The sequence below is a fragment of the Sphingobium sp. Cam5-1 genome (assembly GCF_015693305.1).
Classification (GTDB): domain Bacteria; phylum Pseudomonadota; class Alphaproteobacteria; order Sphingomonadales; family Sphingomonadaceae; genus Sphingobium.
On record NZ_CP065139.1, the window covers coordinates 948879 to 965909 of the forward strand.

The 17031-nt window shown below is 62.7% G+C and carries 17 protein-coding genes; 10 read left to right on the forward strand and 7 right to left on the reverse strand.

The genetic code is table 11. The features are described 5' to 3' along the window. Positions 1–139 precede the first annotated feature (139 nt). A complete protein-coding gene (locus IZV00_RS18295) occupies positions 140–922 on the forward strand; it encodes a glucose 1-dehydrogenase (protein WP_196227020.1) in 783 nt (260 codons plus the stop codon). A 49-nt stretch (positions 923–971) separates the two neighbouring features. Beyond that, positions 972–1529 carry a carboxymuconolactone decarboxylase family protein gene (locus tag IZV00_RS18300; protein WP_196227021.1) on the forward strand — a complete coding sequence of 186 codons (558 nt, stop codon included), beginning with the start codon at positions 972–974 and terminating at the stop codon, positions 1527–1529. 146 nt (positions 1530–1675) lie between these two features. Here the strand turns inward: IZV00_RS18300 and IZV00_RS18305 are convergent, their stop codons facing one another. Both IZV00_RS18305 and IZV00_RS18310 read right to left on the reverse strand, forming a co-directional pair. Further along, entirely contained in the window at positions 1676–2140 is a 465-nt protein-coding gene (locus tag IZV00_RS18305) for a nuclear transport factor 2 family protein (RefSeq protein ID WP_230463424.1), read from the reverse strand. Between the two features lie 127 nt (positions 2141–2267). Next, the gene (locus tag IZV00_RS18310) at positions 2268–3056 is read right to left on the reverse strand and encodes an SDR family oxidoreductase (RefSeq protein WP_196227023.1); all 789 of its coding nucleotides are present in this window, start codon (positions 3054–3056) and stop codon (positions 2268–2270) included. 276 nt (positions 3057–3332) lie between these two features. On the opposite strand from IZV00_RS18310, the gene IZV00_RS18315 reads away from it, so the two are divergent. Beyond that, the gene (locus tag IZV00_RS18315; protein WP_196227024.1) at positions 3333–4202 is read left to right on the forward strand and encodes an LLM class flavin-dependent oxidoreductase; all 870 of its coding nucleotides are present in this window, start codon (positions 3333–3335) and stop codon (positions 4200–4202) included. Here IZV00_RS18315 and IZV00_RS18320 read toward each other — a convergent pair. Next, positions 4189–5289 (reverse strand): helix-turn-helix transcriptional regulator, encoded by a 1101-nt coding sequence (locus tag IZV00_RS18320; protein WP_196227025.1) that lies wholly within the window; start codon positions 5287–5289, stop codon positions 4189–4191. The two genes, IZV00_RS18315 and IZV00_RS18320, sit on opposite strands and share 14 nt — an antisense overlap. A 78-nt stretch (positions 5290–5367) precedes the next feature. Between IZV00_RS18320 and IZV00_RS18325 the strand changes: the two genes are divergently transcribed. The 7 genes from IZV00_RS18325 to IZV00_RS18355 all read left to right on the forward strand — a co-directional run bounded on the left by IZV00_RS18325 (position 5368) and on the right by IZV00_RS18355 (position 12595). Continuing rightward, positions 5368–5997 carry a nuclear transport factor 2 family protein gene (locus IZV00_RS18325; protein ID WP_196227026.1) on the forward strand — a complete coding sequence of 210 codons (630 nt, stop codon included), beginning with the start codon at positions 5368–5370 and terminating at the stop codon, positions 5995–5997. Between the two features lie 5 nt (positions 5998–6002). Continuing rightward, positions 6003–7076, forward strand: coding sequence for an alkene reductase (locus IZV00_RS18330; protein WP_196227027.1), 1074 nt, complete (start codon positions 6003–6005; stop codon positions 7074–7076). Between the two features lie 37 nt (positions 7077–7113). Then, complete coding sequence (locus tag IZV00_RS18335; RefSeq protein WP_196227028.1) at positions 7114–7905, forward strand: SDR family NAD(P)-dependent oxidoreductase; 792 nt, start codon at positions 7114–7116, stop codon at positions 7903–7905. A gap of 5 nt (positions 7906–7910) precedes the next feature. Next, entirely contained in the window at positions 7911–8726 is an 816-nt protein-coding gene (locus tag IZV00_RS18340) for an SDR family NAD(P)-dependent oxidoreductase (protein WP_196227029.1), read from the forward strand. A gap of 22 nt (positions 8727–8748) precedes the next feature. Continuing rightward, positions 8749–9504 carry an SDR family NAD(P)-dependent oxidoreductase gene (locus tag IZV00_RS18345; RefSeq protein WP_196227030.1) on the forward strand — a complete coding sequence of 252 codons (756 nt, stop codon included), beginning with the start codon at positions 8749–8751 and terminating at the stop codon, positions 9502–9504. 31 nt (positions 9505–9535) lie between these two features. Then, positions 9536–10999, forward strand: coding sequence for an FAD-dependent oxidoreductase (locus IZV00_RS18350; RefSeq protein ID WP_196227031.1), 1464 nt, complete (start codon positions 9536–9538; stop codon positions 10997–10999). A 99-nt stretch (positions 11000–11098) separates the two neighbouring features. Next, on the forward strand, positions 11099–12595 hold the full coding sequence (locus IZV00_RS18355) for a flavin-containing monooxygenase (RefSeq protein ID WP_196227032.1): 1497 nt from the start codon (positions 11099–11101) through the stop codon (positions 12593–12595). A gap of 190 nt (positions 12596–12785) precedes the next feature. Here the strand turns inward: IZV00_RS18355 and IZV00_RS18360 are convergent, their stop codons facing one another. The 4 genes from IZV00_RS18360 to IZV00_RS18375 all read right to left on the reverse strand — a co-directional run bounded on the left by IZV00_RS18360 (position 12786) and on the right by IZV00_RS18375 (position 16977). Further along, on the reverse strand, positions 12786–14936 hold the full coding sequence (locus IZV00_RS18360) for an oxidoreductase (RefSeq protein ID WP_196227033.1): 2151 nt from the start codon (positions 14934–14936) through the stop codon (positions 12786–12788). A 199-nt stretch (positions 14937–15135) separates the two neighbouring features. Continuing rightward, positions 15136–16098, reverse strand: coding sequence for an aldo/keto reductase (locus tag IZV00_RS18365; RefSeq protein ID WP_196227034.1), 963 nt, complete (start codon positions 16096–16098; stop codon positions 15136–15138). Positions 16099–16328: 230 nt separating this feature from the next. After that, entirely contained in the window at positions 16329–16790 is a 462-nt protein-coding gene (locus tag IZV00_RS18370) for a TadE/TadG family type IV pilus assembly protein (protein ID WP_196227035.1), read from the reverse strand. 7 nt (positions 16791–16797) lie between these two features. Then, positions 16798–16977 (reverse strand): Flp family type IVb pilin, encoded by a 180-nt coding sequence (locus IZV00_RS18375; RefSeq protein ID WP_230463425.1) that lies wholly within the window; start codon positions 16975–16977, stop codon positions 16798–16800. Positions 16978–17031: the final 54 nt, after the last annotated feature.

Here is a 17031-nt window from a genome sequence, read left to right on the forward strand (position 1 = left end):
ATGCTCTAAGTCGTTCAAGGCCCGATTCCGGTTGCCCATGTTCTTGCGCGGGTTTATCCACGCGTATCAGGATGCCTGCGAAGAAAAGACGCCAAAATGCGTATCGCAGCGCGGAAAATTTGTTGGAGAGGCGGGGCGCATGGGCCGTTTGCAGGGTAAGGTTGCGATCATCACGGGGGGCGCTCGCGGCATGGGTGCCGCTACCAGCCGCCTCTTTGTCGAGGAGGGCGCGAAGGTCGCCATCACCGACGTGCTGGATGAGGTGGGCACGCAACTGGCGGCCGAACTGGGTGAGGCGGCGCGCTTCTATCATCATGATGTGACGAGTGAGCAGGGCTGGGCTGAACTGGTCGGCGCGGTCGAAGCGGATTTGGGGCCGGTCGACATATTGGTGAACAATGCGGGCATCCTACTGTTCCGCACGCTGCTGGACACGAGCCTTGCCGAGTATGAGCGGGTGTTGAAGGTCAATTTGACTGGCGAATTTCTGGGCATCAAGGCCGTGGCGCCGGGGATGATCGCCCGTGGCAAGGGTGCGATCGTCAACATCTCTTCCGTCGATGGGATGAAGGGGGCGAACGGACTTGCCGCCTATTCATCCAGCAAATGGGGCGTGCGGGGGCTGACCCGTGTCGCTGCGCTTGAGCTTGGCCATCGGGGCATTCGCGTCAATTCGGTGCATCCGGGCGGCGTGGATACGGTGATGACCAATCATGACGGATCGACGCGGGAAAAGGTGAGCGAGCGGTTCGGCAATGTGCCGCTGCAACGGGTCGGCGCGCCGGAGGAAGTGGCGCGCGCGACCCTGTTCCTGGCGAGCGACGAGGCGTCCTATCTGGCGGGCGCGGAGATTGCCGTGGATGGCGGCATGCTGACCGGGCAATATTATGCACAATTTCCCGGTGCGCCGGGCGTGGATTGAATAGCGGGCGGGTGAACAAGGACAAGATTGCGACATAAGGAGAGATGCCATGATCCGTATCGACTTACCCGAGCAGGATGCCGCCGACCCCTATGGCTATGCATCGCGCAATTATGCGCGTGAGATCATGGCGGCGGCGGGCGGCTTTTCGAAAGCGGTCTATCAGCACAGCCTGTTGTCGCTACGGGAATTTGAAGGTGCGCGGTCACGGACGGCGCAGATCAACGGCTGTGTCATCTGCCAGCAATTTCGGGCGGCGCGGGACGTTCAATCGATGTTTGCCGCATCGGGGCAGCGGCCGGGGCATACGGTTGCCGACAATGGATCAGCGCCCGATGAAGACTTTTATGCGGCGGTCGAGAATTGGCGGACGTCGGCGGTCTTCAGTCCTCGCGAGCGGACGGCGATTGAATTTGCCGAGCGTTTTGCGCAGGAGCCGAAGTCGATCGCGCAGGATGAGAATTTCTGGGAGCGGGCGCATGCGCTGTTTTCGGACGAGGAGATTGTCGACCTGGCGCATAGCGTGGCGGCGTGGGTTGGATTGGGCCGTGTTGCCCATGTGCTGGGGTTTGACAGCGTGTGCCTGCCCTTTGCCGAGGTGGCTTGATTAGTAGACGGTTGGTTGTGTCCAAGCGACTTGCTCCCTCTCCCCTTTAGGGGAGAGGGTCGGGGAGAGGGGAATGAGCAGGCCCCTCTCCCGGCTTCGCTGCGCTCGCCACCCTCTCCCCTAAAGGGGAGAGGGGAAGTTGGGTATCAGCCGAGGTTGCCGGGTTCAGCGTGCAGGATCATCGGATCGCCCGTATGCGCGGCCCAGATGGCATCGCGGCGGACGATGCGCCAGCCTTCGGGGCGCCTTTCCCACTGATCGACATATTCGCCGTTGGAATCGAATATGGGTCCGGCGGGGTCGTTCACCCGCTGATGCCTGGCCTGCACATAGGATCGGCTCGTCGCGCGGTCGCCATCGACATCGACCAGGATGCTGCCGATGAGATGCTGCGTGCCGCCGCAGCGGTCTAGGAAGCGGCGCATGTTGGCGGTGAGCGCCGCCATGCCATGCTGATCGCCGCCGGTGCCATAGTCGAAGCTGATGTCCTGCGCGAAGACGTCGCTCAAGTGGTCCCACTGCTTGTTGTCGAGGATGCGGGCGAAGCGGGACAGGCCGCGTATGATTTCCCGCTCGTCCAGCAATGTCTGGAGGGTGATGGCGCTGGACATGTCTGTGCCTTTTTTATCGATGACCATCATGCGCTTTCCAACACCACATAATTGTGGCGACAATGGAGGGTGCCGGGCAGCAGGCGCCGGATGAGGGGCGCGTGCCGCCTTTGAACATCGGCGCTCCTTATGGTGCCATCCACTGGCCGCCATTGACGTCTAGCGAAGCGCCGCTGACGACGCGCGAATAGTCGGAGATCATCATCAGCACGGCGCGGGCGCAGTCATCTTCGGGCGGGATGATGCCGATGGGGATATTCTTGGTGACGCCTGCGACGACATCCTCGCGCTTGTGCCCGGCGTCGACCTGCGACGCGATGAAGCCTTCGACCGGCTCCCCATGGATCCAGCCCATGCGGCAGGTGTTGACGCGGATGCCGTGGCGGCCAAGGTCGGACGCCATATATTTGCCCAGCGTGTTGAGCGCGCCCTTCGCCACGGCATAGGGCATTTCCATGCCGCCTTCGGTGCCATAGGGATTGACCGTCGCCATGGTGGACACGTTCACGACCGCACCGCCATCGCGCAGATAGGGGACGCAGGCGCGCGTCAGGCGCAGGGCGCCGAGGCAGTTGACGTCGAACGCCTTGGCGAAGTCGCTCATGTCGGCATTATCGACAAAGCACCAGTCGCCGTGGAAATAGGCGCTGTTGACGAGGCCGTGGACGCGTCCGCCAAATTCTGCGGCGGCGCGCTCGGCCAGCGCCTTGCACTGGGCTTCATCGCTGACGTCGCAGGGGACGGCGATGGCTTTGCCGCCCTTTGCCTTGATGTCGGCGCACACTTCATCGAGGAAGGCCTGGTTACGGGCGGCCAGTACGACGCTCGCGCCTTCGGCTGCGGCTAGCCGGGCCAGCGCCTGACCCATGCCGGGACCAACGCCACTGACGATCACAACCTTGTCTTTGAGCAGCATCCTCTTTCCTTTCCTAAACCTTGTTCCGTCTGTCCGTCATGCGGGCAGCCGCTTTGGCGCGCAAGATAGGTGAAAAAAACATTTGATCAATGCGCCTTTTGCGACGTTGAGCGCTTTTTGGCCGATATATGCGTAGTGGAGTGCGCAAATGCGCACGAACCAAATCATCCGCGGAGTTGACTGAATTTCCCGCTGAAGGGATAAGGTCGAACGCGTCGGGACCCCGATCGGCGCAGCCCGCCGGGCCTGAATATAATAATGTGGAAGGAGAGGACGATGCGCTTTCATCTGGGCGAATCGATGACCGCGATCCAATATTATGCGCCGCTGGCCAAGGCGGCGGAGGCGGCGGGCTATGCGGGTGTTACGGTGCCCGACAGCCTGATCTATCCGAAAAGTTCCGGCACCAAATATAGCTATACCGACGATGGCGGGCGCGAATTCCTGGAGAACAAGCCGTTCCTGGAGTCGTTCATCCATGTGACCGCGATGCTCGCCGTGACGCAGACGCTGGAGGTCACGACCAATGTCGTCAAGCTGCCGGTGCGGCCGCCGCTCTATGTCGCGAAGATCGTGGCGTCGATCGAAGCCTTGTTCGACAACCGCTTCAACTTTGGCGTGGGCCTGAGCGTATGGCCGGAAGATTATGCGGTCATGGGCGTGCCGTGGGAAGGGCGGGGCAAGCGGTTCGATGAGTGCATCGACATCGTCCGGGGCCTCACCAATGGCGGCTATTTCGAATATCATGGCGAGTTTTTCGACTTGCCGCCTGTGAAGCTCAATCCCGTCCCGACCAAGCCGGTGCCGATCCTGATCGGTGGCCATTCCGACCCTGCGCTGAAGCGCGCGGCGCGCAATGATGGCTGGATGTTCGCGGGGGGTGGCATGGATATGATGCTGCCGATGTTGGAGAAGCTGGCGACGTATCGGGAGGAACTTGGGCGCAAGGATGCCCCGTTCCGCATCTTTGGTTCGGCCATGGGGGAGGTCGATCTGGATATGATCCGGCGGCAGGAGGATGCGGGCGTGACCGATGTCGTCGCCTCTTTCCGCAATCTCTATGCGGTGGAGGAGGATAGTCAGCCGTTGCAGGAGAAGATCGACGATCTCAACCGCTTTGCCGACAAGATCATCAGCCGGTACTGATCGGCGTTTCGCCGCCGCCCCGGCGCAATTCGCGCCAGCGGCTAGGCGATGATCCGGTCCATTGCTGGAAGGCGCGGCGGAAGGCGCCCGTGTCGCTGAACTGCGTGCGGCGGCCGACTTCGGTGATGGTGAGCCGGGGGTCGTCCAGCAGCCGGGTTGCGAGGGCGCGCCGTGCCTCTGTCTTGAGCTGCACGAGCGAGGTGCCTTCATCGGCGAGGCGGCGCTTCAACGTAGCGACGCTGATGCTGAACTGGCGGGCGAGTTGCGATGCGGTGGCGGGCGCCTCGCCACTTCCCAGCATCGCGCTGAAGAGGTGCTGGATGCGTTCGGACAGCGGGGCGTCCAGCGATTGGGCCTGTTCGACGTCGAAGGGGAAACGTTCGAGCAGATGCTCCAGCTCGTGATGACTGCGCAGGACCGGGCGGTCGAGATAGCTGGCCGGGAAGCGCAGGCTGTTTTCCGGCGCGCCATGCTGCATGGGCACGGGCATGAGGTAGGAAATGGTCTGTTCGTCCAGCAGCGGAGGATAGCGCATCGCAGCGCCGAGCAGCGGAATATCCTCGCCAATCAGCCAGCCAAATAGCCGGTAATAGGTGGAAAGGCCCGCAAGGTCGGACACATAGGCGCTGGCGTTGCGGATCTGGCGCGGGGTCGCCATGTCGAGCCGCGCTGCGCCGTCATCGACCTTCAACCGCAGCCGCCCTGCGCGCGGGCCGATAAGGGCGGAAAAGCGATCCGTGCGATCGATCACATCCGCCAAGGTGCGGCAGGTGATGATGCAGTGGCAGAGCATGTCCACCCCCGCCTTGGTCAGTGGCTCGCGGCCTTCCTGTCGGGCGGCCTGCGCATCGAGCGCCCAGGTGCAATGGGCATAGAGGCGAGTGAAATCATCCTGCGAAAGCCCGCGCTGCGCGGCGGTTCCGCCGATCGGCGGCCCTATGAGGTGGGGGAGGCTCGCTTGGCGGAGAAGATCGGCGGGATCGACGCCGATTTCCGCCACCAGCCGTAGCAGATCACGCGCGATGGCGACGGGGACACGCGTCGCCACTGGGCGGGACAGATGTTTGGCGTTGAGCTTTTTTGTCATGACCTTTGAGCTATTTTGGCATTTCCAGAGGCAGGGAGAAAGGGGAAACAAAGGCTTCAAACAGAAAGGATCGAGAGGGTGGCGGACGAGAGCCTGATTGCGCGCATAGACCGATTGGAATCGCTGGATGCGATCCGTCAGCTGGCCGCGAAATATTCGCTGGCGCTGGACATGCGCGACTCCGATGCCTGGGTGAACCTGTTCCCCGAAGACGTTAAGGTCGGCGGCGGCAAGCAGGGGCGGAAGGCACTGCGCGACTGGTTCGACGAAACCCATTCGATGCAGTTCGATGGCACGTCCCATCATATTGGCGGCCACATCATCGATTTCGATGATCCCGACCATGCGCAGGGCGTCGTCTATTCGAAGAATGAGCATGAGACCGGCGCCGAATGGGTCATCATGCAGATGATGTATTTCGACAAATATGAGCGGATCGACGGCCGCTGGTATTTCCGCCGCCGCCTGCCGCTTTACTGGTACGCGACCGACCTCAACAAGCCGCCGATCGGTGACCGCAAGATGCGCTGGCCGGGCGTGCAGCCCTATCATGGCAGCTTCCATGATCTGTTCCCAAGCTGGAAAAGCTATTGGGACCGGCAGGGGCAGCCGCATAACGGCCCGGTCGAACCGCCCGCGCCGCTGGAAAAATTCATTGAAACGATGCGGCGTGGCGCTCCGCTGCCCAAGCCGCGCGTCCGGAGCTGAACGACATGACGGATATTTTCTCGCCCGTGACGCTGGGCGACATCGCGCTGGCCAACCGGATCGTGATGGCGCCGATGACCCGCGACCGGGCAGGACCGGGCGACGTGCCGACCGACATCATGGTTGAATATTATCGTCAGCGCGCAAGCGCCGGGCTGATCGTGACGGAGGGAACGCAGCCTTCGCCCGTCGGCAAGGGATATTGGCGCACGCCCGGCATCCATAGCGCGGCGCAGGTCGAAGGATGGCGCAAGGTCGCGGATGCCGTGCATGGTAGGGGCGGAAAGATCGTCATGCAGCTGATGCATGTCGGCCGTGCCGCCGTGCAGGCGAACAAGGATGCGGACGCAGAGACGGTTGCGCCGTCCGCCATTCAGTGCCCGGACAAGATTCCCGGACCCGATGGTGTTCCGGTGGAAACGGTCGTGCCGCGCGCGCTGGAAACGGATGAGATTCCCGGCGTCATCGCGGAATATGTGACGGCGGCGCGAAATGCGATTGCTGCTGGTCTGGACGGGATCGAGCTGCATTGCGCCAGCGGTTACCTGCCGATGCAGTTTCTGTCTTCCAACAGCAACCAGCGCACGGATCGCTATGGCGGGTCGGTGGAGAACCGCATTCGTTTCGTGGTGGAGTTGCTGGAGGCGCTGGCCGATGCCGTGGGTGCGGGCCGGGTGGGCTTTCGCATCTGTCCGGGCGTCAAGTTCAACGGCATGGATGATGCGAACCCGCATGAAACCTATGCGGCGTTGTTGAACGCCGTGGACGGCATGGGGCTGGCCTACTGTCACCTGATCCACATTCCGCTAGAGGGGCAGGACGCGCTGGAACTGGTCCGTGCCAACTGGAGTGGCGCGGTCATCGAGAATGGCGGCCTGAATCTGGACAAGGCTACGGCGGTGATCGAGCAAGGGAAGGCCGAGGCCGTGTCCTTCGGCTATCTCTACATCGCCAATCCCGATCTGGTGGAGCGTTTCCAGACGGGGGCTGCGCTCAATAAGGCCAACAAGGCGAACTTCTACACCGGCGATGGCGACGATCGCATTGGTTATCTGGATTATGCGCTGCTGGACGCCTGAGCGCCGAGCAACGTCACAAGAATATAGGAGAGGTTGAATGGCAAAGTTGCTGGAAGGGCGCACCGCGCTCGTCACCGGGGGCGGGCAGGGCGTGGGGCAGGGCATCGCCCGCGCGCTGGCCGCTGCCGGGGCGAATGTCGCTATCGCCCAGCGCAAAGCTGATCAGGGCGAGGAAGAGGCGCAATATCTGCGGGATACGCATGACGTCGACGCATTTTTCATCCGTACCGACGTGACGCAGCGCGCCGAGGTGGAGGCGATGGTGGAGGCCGCGCACCAGCGCTTCGGGCGGCTGGACATATTGGTCAATAATGCTGGCGCCAGCTTCCCCAAGCGGATCGAGAAGCATAGCGACGAGGATATGGAGGGTGCGTTTGCCCTCAACTATTATGCCGTGTTCTGGGCGATGAAGGCGGCTTTCCCGATCATGAAGGCTCAAGGGTTTGGCCGCGTCATCAACCTGGGATCGCTGAACGGCGTCAACGCGCACATGTTCACGGTGGCCTATAATGCCAGCAAGGAAGCGATGCGCGCGCTGACCCGGACGGCGGCGGTGGAGTGGGGCCCGCACGGCATCACCTGCAACACAATCTGTCCTTCGGCGACCAGTCCGCAGGCAAAGGATTATTTCGCGGCCAATCCGGAAATGACGCAGGCGATCCTGCAACAGGTTCCGGCGGGGCGCTTTGGCGACGCTGAAGCGGATATTGGTCCGATCGCGGTGTTCCTAGCGAGCGAGGGCGGCGGCTATATGAGCGGCAACACCCTCTTTGCCGATGGTGGCGCGCATGTGAACGGCGTCGCCTGGCGGCCTGAAGTAGAGGATTGATCGCCATGGAACGGTTGAAGGGAAAACGCGCTGTCGTGACTGGCGGCGCGCAGGGGATTGGTGCGGCTATTGCGCGGCGGCTCGCTGCAGAAGGGGCGACGGTCGCGGTGCTTGATCTGGATGCGGCGGCGGCTGGGGCGGTGCTGCCCTCGCCGCATGTGGGGATTGCCTGCAACGTGGCGGATACCGCCTCGGTGGATGCAGCCTTCGCACAGGTGAAAGAGGCTCTGGGCGGCGTCGATGTGCTGGTCAACAATGCCGGGCGGGGCAGCGCGGCGGGCGACGGCATGGACCGCTATTATGCGGCGCAGGCTGAGCGTGGTGCGCAAATCGCGCGTGGCGAAGAGCCAACGACCTTTGTCGATCAGACCATATATTGCGAGGATGAGGGCTGGTCGGGCGTGTTGGCGGTGACGTTGGACGGGACGTTCAAATGCAGCCGGGCGGCGGTTCGGTTGATGGCGGAACAGGGGAGTGGCGGGAGCATCGTCAACATCGGATCGACGTCTGGCGTGAAGGGCGATGGTCCTATACCTTACTGCGCGGCCAAGGCAGCAGTGCTGGGCATGACGCGGGCGATGGCGCGGGAACTGGCCGATCGCGGCATCCGGGTCAATGCGGTCAATCCGGGGGCTACCGAGACGCCGATCTATGCCACTTTGCCAAGCGAAATGAAGGACATGATCGCGGCGGACAGCTTGATGAAGCGGCTCGCGCATCCCGACGAGATCGCCGGGGCGGTGGCGTTTCTGGCGGGGGATGACGGCAGCTTTGCCACCGGCAGCGTCGTGACGGTGAATGGCGGGGCTTACTTCACATAATTGCAGCGGATCGGAGCAGGACATGAAGGCACTGGAAGGCAAGGCAACGATCGTGACCGGCGGCGCGCGCGGTGTGGCCAAAGGTGTGGCAACCGCCTTCGTCAAGGCGGGGGCGCGTGTCCTGATCGTTGATCGGGAGGAGGAGCTTGGCCGCGCGACCGAGGCTGAGTTGCGGGCGCTCGGTGGAGAGGCGCATTTCCTGGCCGTCGACCTGGCGCAGCGGGCGGAGTTGCCGAAGATCATCGAGGCGGCGGTCGGGCATTTTGGCGGTCTGGATGTGCTGGTGAACGCGGCGCAGGCTTCGCGCCAGTTGCCGATTGCCGAGACGACCGATGAGGCGATGGAGATTGCGCTGGATACGGGGTTCTGGCCGACCTTCGTCCTGATGCGTGAAGCCTATCCGCATCTGGTTAAGGCCAAGGGATCGGTCATCAACTTCGCGACGGGCGCGGCGTTCGATGCGATCCCGACGCAGGGCTCCTATTGCGCGGCGAAGGAAGCGATCCGCGCCATTTCCAAGATCGCCGCAAGCGAGTGGGGCGGGCAAGCGGTGCGGGTGAACATCATTTGCCCGTTCGCCAATTCACCGGGGGTAATGGCTTGGAAGGAATGGGCGCCCGCGGACTATGATACGCAGATCAGCAAGGTGTCACTGAAGCGTATTGGCGATTGCGAAAAAGATATTGGAGCAGCCGCCGTATTCTTGGCAAGCGATGCGGCAGGCTATATCACCGGCCAAACGCTGATGGTGGATGGGGGGCAGACAAAGGCTTTCTGATCCAGATCGCATAAGGAGAGGACAGTTTTTCGTGGCCGACATTTCGCTTCACCGCCCCTATCCCGCCAGCAAGGTCGAACGGTGGGATTTTGAAACCGACGTCGCGGTGATCGGCTTTGGCGCGACGGGTGCGTGCGCGGCGATCGAAGCTGCGGCTGGCGGCGCGCGGGTGATGCTGTTCGAACGGGGTTCGGGCAGCGGCGGTGCGTCGGCCTTGTCGGGCGGCGAGATTTATATTGGCGGCAGTGGTGGGACGGACGCCCAGCGTGCGGCGGGGTTCGAGGACAGCACGGAGGATATGGCCGCTTATCTGAAGGCGGCGGGCGGGCCGTGCGCGGATGAGGCGAAGTGCGACCTTTATGCGCAGGAATCGCTCAGCCACTATGCCTGGCTGAAGGAGCAGGGCATACCCTATCGCGGCAATTATCTGCCGGGCAAGCATATCGAACCGACGGACGATTCCACCCTGATCTGGTCGGGTAGCGAAGCGGCTTGGCCCTTTTGCGAGCAGGCAAAGCCGGCGCCGCGCGGGCATGTGATCGCCCATATGGGCTGGGGCGGCGGGCGGCCGATGGTCGACCTGTTGGAGGCTCGCGCGAAGGCGCTTGGCGTTGAAGTGATGACGGATGCACGCGCCGTGGCGCTGGTGCAGGATGATGCGCGGCGGGTCGTGGGCGTCATCGTGCGCATCGATAATGTCAATCGCTTTGTCCGCGCGGGCAAGGGCGTTATCCTGTGTACCGGCGGCTTTGCCTTCAACGAGGATATGCGCCGCCGCTATTGCCCTGAAACGTTCAAGATCAGCAGCCCGATCGGCGATCAGGATGATGGCGTGGGCATCGAACTGGGCGTCGGTGCGGGTGGCGATGCCATCCATATGGAGCAGTTTTTCACCACCTGTCCCTGGACCATGCCCGAACCGCAGGCCTATGGCGTATTCGTCAATCAGGCGGGGCAGCGCTTCATCAATGAGGATTGCTATCACGGCCGGGTCAGTCGCGCTGCGATCGACCAGTTGGGGGACCGGGTGTACCTGTTGCTCGACATCGCCCATTTTGACGAGCCGCTCCCCATGGCGGGGATGACGATCGCGGGGACTGGCGACAGCTGGGAAGAGGTGGAAGCCGAACTGGAAATGGCGCCGGGTACGCTGTCGGCCACCATGGCCTTCTACAACGAACGTGCGCGGGAGGGGCGCGATCCGCTGTTCCACAAGCGGGCGCCGATCCTGACGCCGCTGGATCAGGGACCGTTCGTGGCGCTGGAGCTGAATTTCGCGACCAGCTATTTCAGCTTCTTCACGCTGGGGGGACTGCGGACGTCGACCGACGGCGAGGTGCTGGACCGGGCTGGTGCGCCGGTCGCGGGCCTGTTCGCGGCGGGGCGTTGCACTTCGGGTCTTCCGGCATGGGGGCATGGCTATAGCTCTGGCCTCAGTCTTGCCGATTGCACTTTCTTCGGGCGGCAGGCCGGGCGGAAGGCGGCGCGGGGCTGATCTTCGCCTGTTGGTGAACGCCTGATCCATTTGCATGATGTGCGGCCCTGGCCATTGCGTCATCATGATGGTCAGGAACACAACCGACAGGAGAGTGACTTGTCCATCGATCAGGGCCGCAAGCGCCTGCGCTTCGCCGTTATTGGAGCGGGCATGGCCGGCATCCTTGCCGCCATCCGCCTGCGCCAGGCGGGCGAGGATTTCACCGTATATGAAAAGGCCGGGCGGCTGGGCGGCACCTGGCGGGAAAACCGCTATCCGGGCCTGACCTGCGACGTGCCAGCGCACGCTTATACCTATAGCTTCGAGCCGTACGCGGAATGGGACGCCTATTATGCAAAGGGCGGCGAGATTCAGACCTATTTCGAAAAGACGGCCGAGAAATACGGCATCATGCCGCACGTCCGTTTCAACAGCGAAGTCGTGTCTACGGTGTGGGATGAGGGCGCTGGCATCTGGCGACTGGGTCTGATCACGGGTGAGGAGGTTAAGGCGGAAGTCGTGATTGCCGCTTCGGGCGTGCTGCATCATCCCAAGCTGCCGGACATTGAAGGGCTGGACAGTTTCGAGGGGCAGGCCTTCCATAGTGCCCGCTGGCAGGATGACGCTCCGGTCGATGGCGCGCGTGTCGGCGTGATCGGCAATGGGTCTACCGGCGTGCAGATCATCACGGCGCTGAGCAGTCGCGCGTCGAAACTGGTGCATTTCCAGCGGTCGCCGCAGTGGATCATGCCGGTTCCCTATTTTCAGTATAGCGAGGAAGAGAAGGAAGCATTCCGTCGCGATCCCGCGTTGATCGACGATATTCGCAACAACAAGGAATATTGGGACAACATCTTCCGCTTTACGCACGCGATCACGGACACACATGGCCCGGAGATCGCGGCGATCGAGCAAATCTGTCTCGATAATCTGGAAAACAGCATCCGCGATCCTGAATTGAAGGAAAAGCTGCGCCCTAATTATCGGGCGGCGTGCAAGCGGCTGATCTATAGCTGGTCCTATTATGATGCCGTCCAGCACCCCAATGTCGAGGTGGAGCGTGACCGTATTGCCCGCGTCGAGGCCAAGGGCGTGCGGATGGAGGATGGACGGCTCCATGAACTCGACACGCTGGTGCTGGCGACGGGTTTCCATGCAGACCGTTTCATTCGGCCTACAACGGTGCTGGGCCGGGGCGGCGTTTCGCTGGACGATGTGTGGTCCGTTCGGCCGACCGCTTATTATGCTGTGACGATACCGGGCTTTCCGAACTTCTTCATGTTGAATGGGCCGACGGGACCTGTCGGCAATTTCTCGCTGATCGACATTGCGGAGAAGCAATGGGGCTATGTCGATCAGTTGCTGGATCTGCTCCGGTCTGGAGAGGTGCGGACGGTTGAACCGAGCGCTGACGCTCATGCCGATTATGAGGAAAGGCGCATCGCGGCGGCGCGCACGACGATCTTCGGATCGGGCTGCAACAGCTGGTATCTGGATGCGACGGGCGTCCCGGCTAGCTGGCCTTGGAGCTATGAGGCGTTTGCCGATGCGATGGCGGCTCCGGTAATGGCGGATTATCGGGTTGAGGCTGCGGCTGAATTGGTTGGGCGCTAGGGATTTTGATTCCTCAATTCCGTTCGGCTGTTTGAACGAGTCGCTTGTCTCGTTCAAATGTCGAAGGGTCTTACTTCTTTTTAGAAGTAGAGGGCTTCGACAAGCTCAGCCCGAACGGGGGAGGGGGCAGATCAAATAGGAAAGGGGAGCGTTGTGGCGCTCCCCTTTTTCTTTGACGTTGAACGTCCGATCAGCGGCCCATTGCCGCCACAGCTTCAGCCGCGCCACGGATCGCGCCTTCGATATAGGTGACGCCAGTGCCGTCGCCGACCTCCACCACATCATGGCCTTGCGCGCGGAGCGCGTTGGCGAGGGTGGAGTCGCCGTGGGCGCCCATGGCCACCACGACATGGTCGGCAGCGACGCTCTCCTGCTCGCCGTCCGCATTGGTGAAGCTGACGCTGTTCTTGCCGATCGCGATGTTGCTCGCGCCGGGGAACATGGCCACGCCATGTTCGCGCAGTTCCGCCAGCAGGCGCATGCGGCGTACCAGCAGCAGGCCGCCGCCGAACCTCGGCGCTTCGCCTACGACCGTCACTTCACGGCCGCGTTCCATCAGGAATTCGGCGAGTTCAACGCCGACCAGTTCGCCGCCGATGATCACGACGCGCTTGCCGAGCGGCATCCAGGCGTGGGTCGCCTTTCGCACCAGATCGAGATTGGCGGTTGCGCCGGTTGCCGCGCCGAGCTTTGTTGTCACGCGGGTCGTCCAGCTGGTCTTGCGGCGGATTTCAGCGGAGTCTTCACCCAGCATCATGCCGCGCAGATCATCGCCCGACAGCACAAAGTCCTGATCATTGCCGGGGATTGGCGGCATGTCGCGCACGGCGCCGGTCGCGACGATGACCTTGTCGGGCTTGAGGCTGGCGATCAGTTCCGGGGTCGCCACGGTCTTCAGGCGCACATCGACCTTCGACTTGCCGATCTGGTCGCGCAGCCAGTTGAGCAGCCGCTCATTGGGTTCATAGGCGAGACCCGCGAAGCGTAGCGTGCCGCCCAAACGATCGGACTTTTCAATGAGCGTGGCCTTTGCCCCTGCAAGCTCCAGCCTGCGCGCGGCCTCCATGCCGCCGGGGCCGCCGCCCACGATCACGACATGGCCGGGGACCTTGGCCGGGGACCAGTCGAGGTCCTCATAGCCGGTTTCCGAGCGCACGGCGCAGCGGACCTGTTCGCGCAGATAGGCGGTGCTGACGCAAGTATAGCAGTAGATGCAGGGGCGAATGTCGGCGACCCGGCCCTCCGCCAGCTTGCGGGGCAGGTCGGGGTCCGCGAGCAGCTTGCGCCCCATGGCGAGGAAGTCGAATTCGCCCTGCGCCAGTCCCTTTTCGCCGCGATCAATTTCTACCCGGCCCGATGCGATCACGGGGATGGAAACGACCTTCCGGATGGCGGCGGCGGCTTCCAGATTGAAGGCGGGTTCGTGCGGGATGTTGGAGCCGGAGTGGAGCTTGCCCTGGCCAACGTCATGATAGGCGGTGACGGTGAGGGCGTCGGCGCCCGCTGCTTCGACCAATGGCGCCAGTTCGAGGGCATGATCCATCGTGATGCCGTTCTTCTTGCCCAGTTCGCGCGAGTCCATCTTGACCCAAACCGGGAAGTCGGGACCGACCGCCGCGCGCACCGCGCGTACGACCTCCAGCAACAGGCGCGCGCGGCCCGGGACGTCGCCGCCATATTCATCCTGCCGCGTATTGGTGGACGGCGAGACGAAGGAGGAGAGGAGATAGCCATGGCCGCCGTGAATTTCCAAACCGTCCATTCCGGCGCGTTTGGCGCGCAGCCCCGCTTCCGCGAACTGACGGATGGCAAGATCAATGTCGGCCTTTTCCAGAACCTTGATCTCCGGCACGGCGCCACCGGCAAATGCCGCCATCTCCTCTGGCAGGAAAAAGTCCGGGAAGTCGCCCGCGAATGGTGGCGGATAGGCTGGACCCCAAAGGGGATGGCCGTCCTGCGCGCTATGGCCTGCGACGAGGCCGCCGTGGTGAAGCTGTGCCGCGATCCGGCCGCCCGCCGCATGAACGGCCTCGGTGAGTTTCGTGAGTCCCGGCAGGAAGCGGTCGTCCGAGATTGCGGTCTGGTTGGGCTGAACCGCGCCCACGGGCCAGGCGACGCCGGTTACGCCCATGATGATAAGGCCCGCGCCGCCCTTTGCCTGCGCGACATGGTAATCGATCAGGCGCTGGCTGACCGTGCCGTCTGCTTCGGCCAGGCTGACGCCCATGGCGGTGACGATGATTCGGTTGGGAACGGTGAGCGTGCCAATTTGGCCGGGCGTGGTGAGAGATGCAGGCGCCGCGCCCGATCGTGATTGTGATAGGGCAGGGGCAGCATTCATGACAGTCTCCTACAATCGCCACATGCGTATGGTCTGCTTCCTTTTATCGCGTTGTTTGTAGTTAGTCAGGCAAAAATAACGATGATCGCGTAATAATTTACGCGGATCGCGAAGCAGCGAGTTTTTCCGCCGCGCCGTCGGAAAAAAAAGGGAGCGATCACCGGATCGCCCCCTTTCATGATGTTTTGGGCCGCGAAGATCAGCCGACCTTCAGCTGCGCCAATTCCTCGGCCGACAGGGTGAGCGAGGCGGCCTTGACGGCTTCCTCGATACGGGCTGGGCTGGATGCGCCGAAGATGGGGATCACCTGCTGCGGCTGGTTCAGGAGATAGGCGAGCGCGACGTCCGAAACGCTGACGCCATGCTTGGCGGCCACGTCCTTGGCAGCGGCCAGGCGGTCCTTGTTGACCGGGTTGTCGTAGAAACCCTGGAGATGTTCGGGCACTTCGCCCTTTTCGGCGAAGGCGAAGTAGCCGCGGCTCTGCGAGCAATAGGGGATGATGGCGAGACCGGCGTCCTTGAGCTTGCCGCCATGATCTTCGAAATACATCTGATAGCCCTGAGCGGTGGCGGATTCTTCATTGGGCTTGGCGAGGCCCCAGAAGGGCTCGACGGCGATGAAGCCCGCCTTGCCGTTCGCCTTGGCGTATTCGTTGGCTTCCAGCACGCGGGTGTCGGACCAGTTGGACGCGCCGAAATAGCGGATCTTGCCCGCATTCTTCGCTTCGTTCAGGAAGTCGATCAGTTCGGCAACCGGGGTTTCCGGATTGTCCATGTGGACCCAGTAGAGGTCGATGGTGTCGACGCCCAGATGCTCAAGGCTCTCATTGAGGTCGCTGCCGATGTCGGTGGCGTTGACGCGGTTGCGATAGTCGCCAGCGCGCATGTCGAAATGACCGCCCTTGGTCGCGACGATCACGTCTTCGCGCTTCTTGCCCTTCAGCCAGGCGCCGATGGCGCGTTCGCTGGCGCCCTTGGGTGCGTCGGGCATCCAGTCACCGTAGGAACGGGCGGTATCGACGAAATTGCCGCCCAGCTCCAGAAACTTGTCGAGAATGGCGTTGCTGCGGTCCTGGTCGATCGACCAGCCGAGCATGTTGGTGCCGTAGCACAGGCGGCTGACCGAGAGGTCGGTATTGGCGAGCGTGACCTTTGAAAGCATGGCTAACTCCTGCATGACGGCGTCTCTTGCGGGTGCAAAAGCGTGCCCTAAACTACCCCGCGGACATCCGAGCTAGTGCTAAGCGCCGCTCCGGACATCCCGCGACGCGCGGACAATCAATGTTGCGCGCGCGTCATGGCGAGAGCGGACAGTTACGCAGGCGTCGGCGAAAAGGAAAGGGGGATTGTTGATATTCGTAGCTGTCACGGCAAAGCGGGCAGCCGGGGCGGTCAGTAGCTGCCGTTGGTGACGATCACCGTCGCGTCGAGGGTGGTCGAGGGGAGCGGGATGAAGGTGGAGTAGCGCATCAGTGGCGATCCGCTCATGTCGTAGCGAACCTGAACCTTGAACTGCCCTATGCCGTCTGGCGCGGCCTGAATGTCGGGCGTCCCTCCAGAAGAGAGCAGCGTGCCATAGCCGTTTATGACGGCCTGCGCGCGGGCGCGGGCCAGCGTGGCGCGTTCGCTGGAGGAAAGGCCCGCCATCGCGGCGCGCGCGCCTTCGGCAGCGGCATGGCGGACGCCGAGCAGGGCGGAAAACCAGAAAGAATAGATGATGATCGCGAAGATCAGCATCAGCAGCGCTGGAGTGACGAGCGCGAACTCCAGCGCGGCGATGCCTTTCTGGCAATGGAGGAGCCGGGGGAGGAGCCGGGACGCGGGCGCGCGGCTCCTCCTGCGATGGGCTTTCATCGGGGGTTTAGGTGACGCTGTTGAACAGGGACGTGAAGGCGCCGTCCAGCGCTGCGGTAAAGTCGCCCCTTAGTGCAGAGATGGCGGCTACGACCACGCCGCCCAGCACCGCATATTCCACGGCGGTGAGGCCTTTCTGGTCGCGTACTAGCCGCTTCATGAACTTTCGTGCCATATCGATGATCATCGTTTTTCTCCTCAAATCCCTCCGGTCGGAACGGGCGGCGCGCGGAGGGGGATC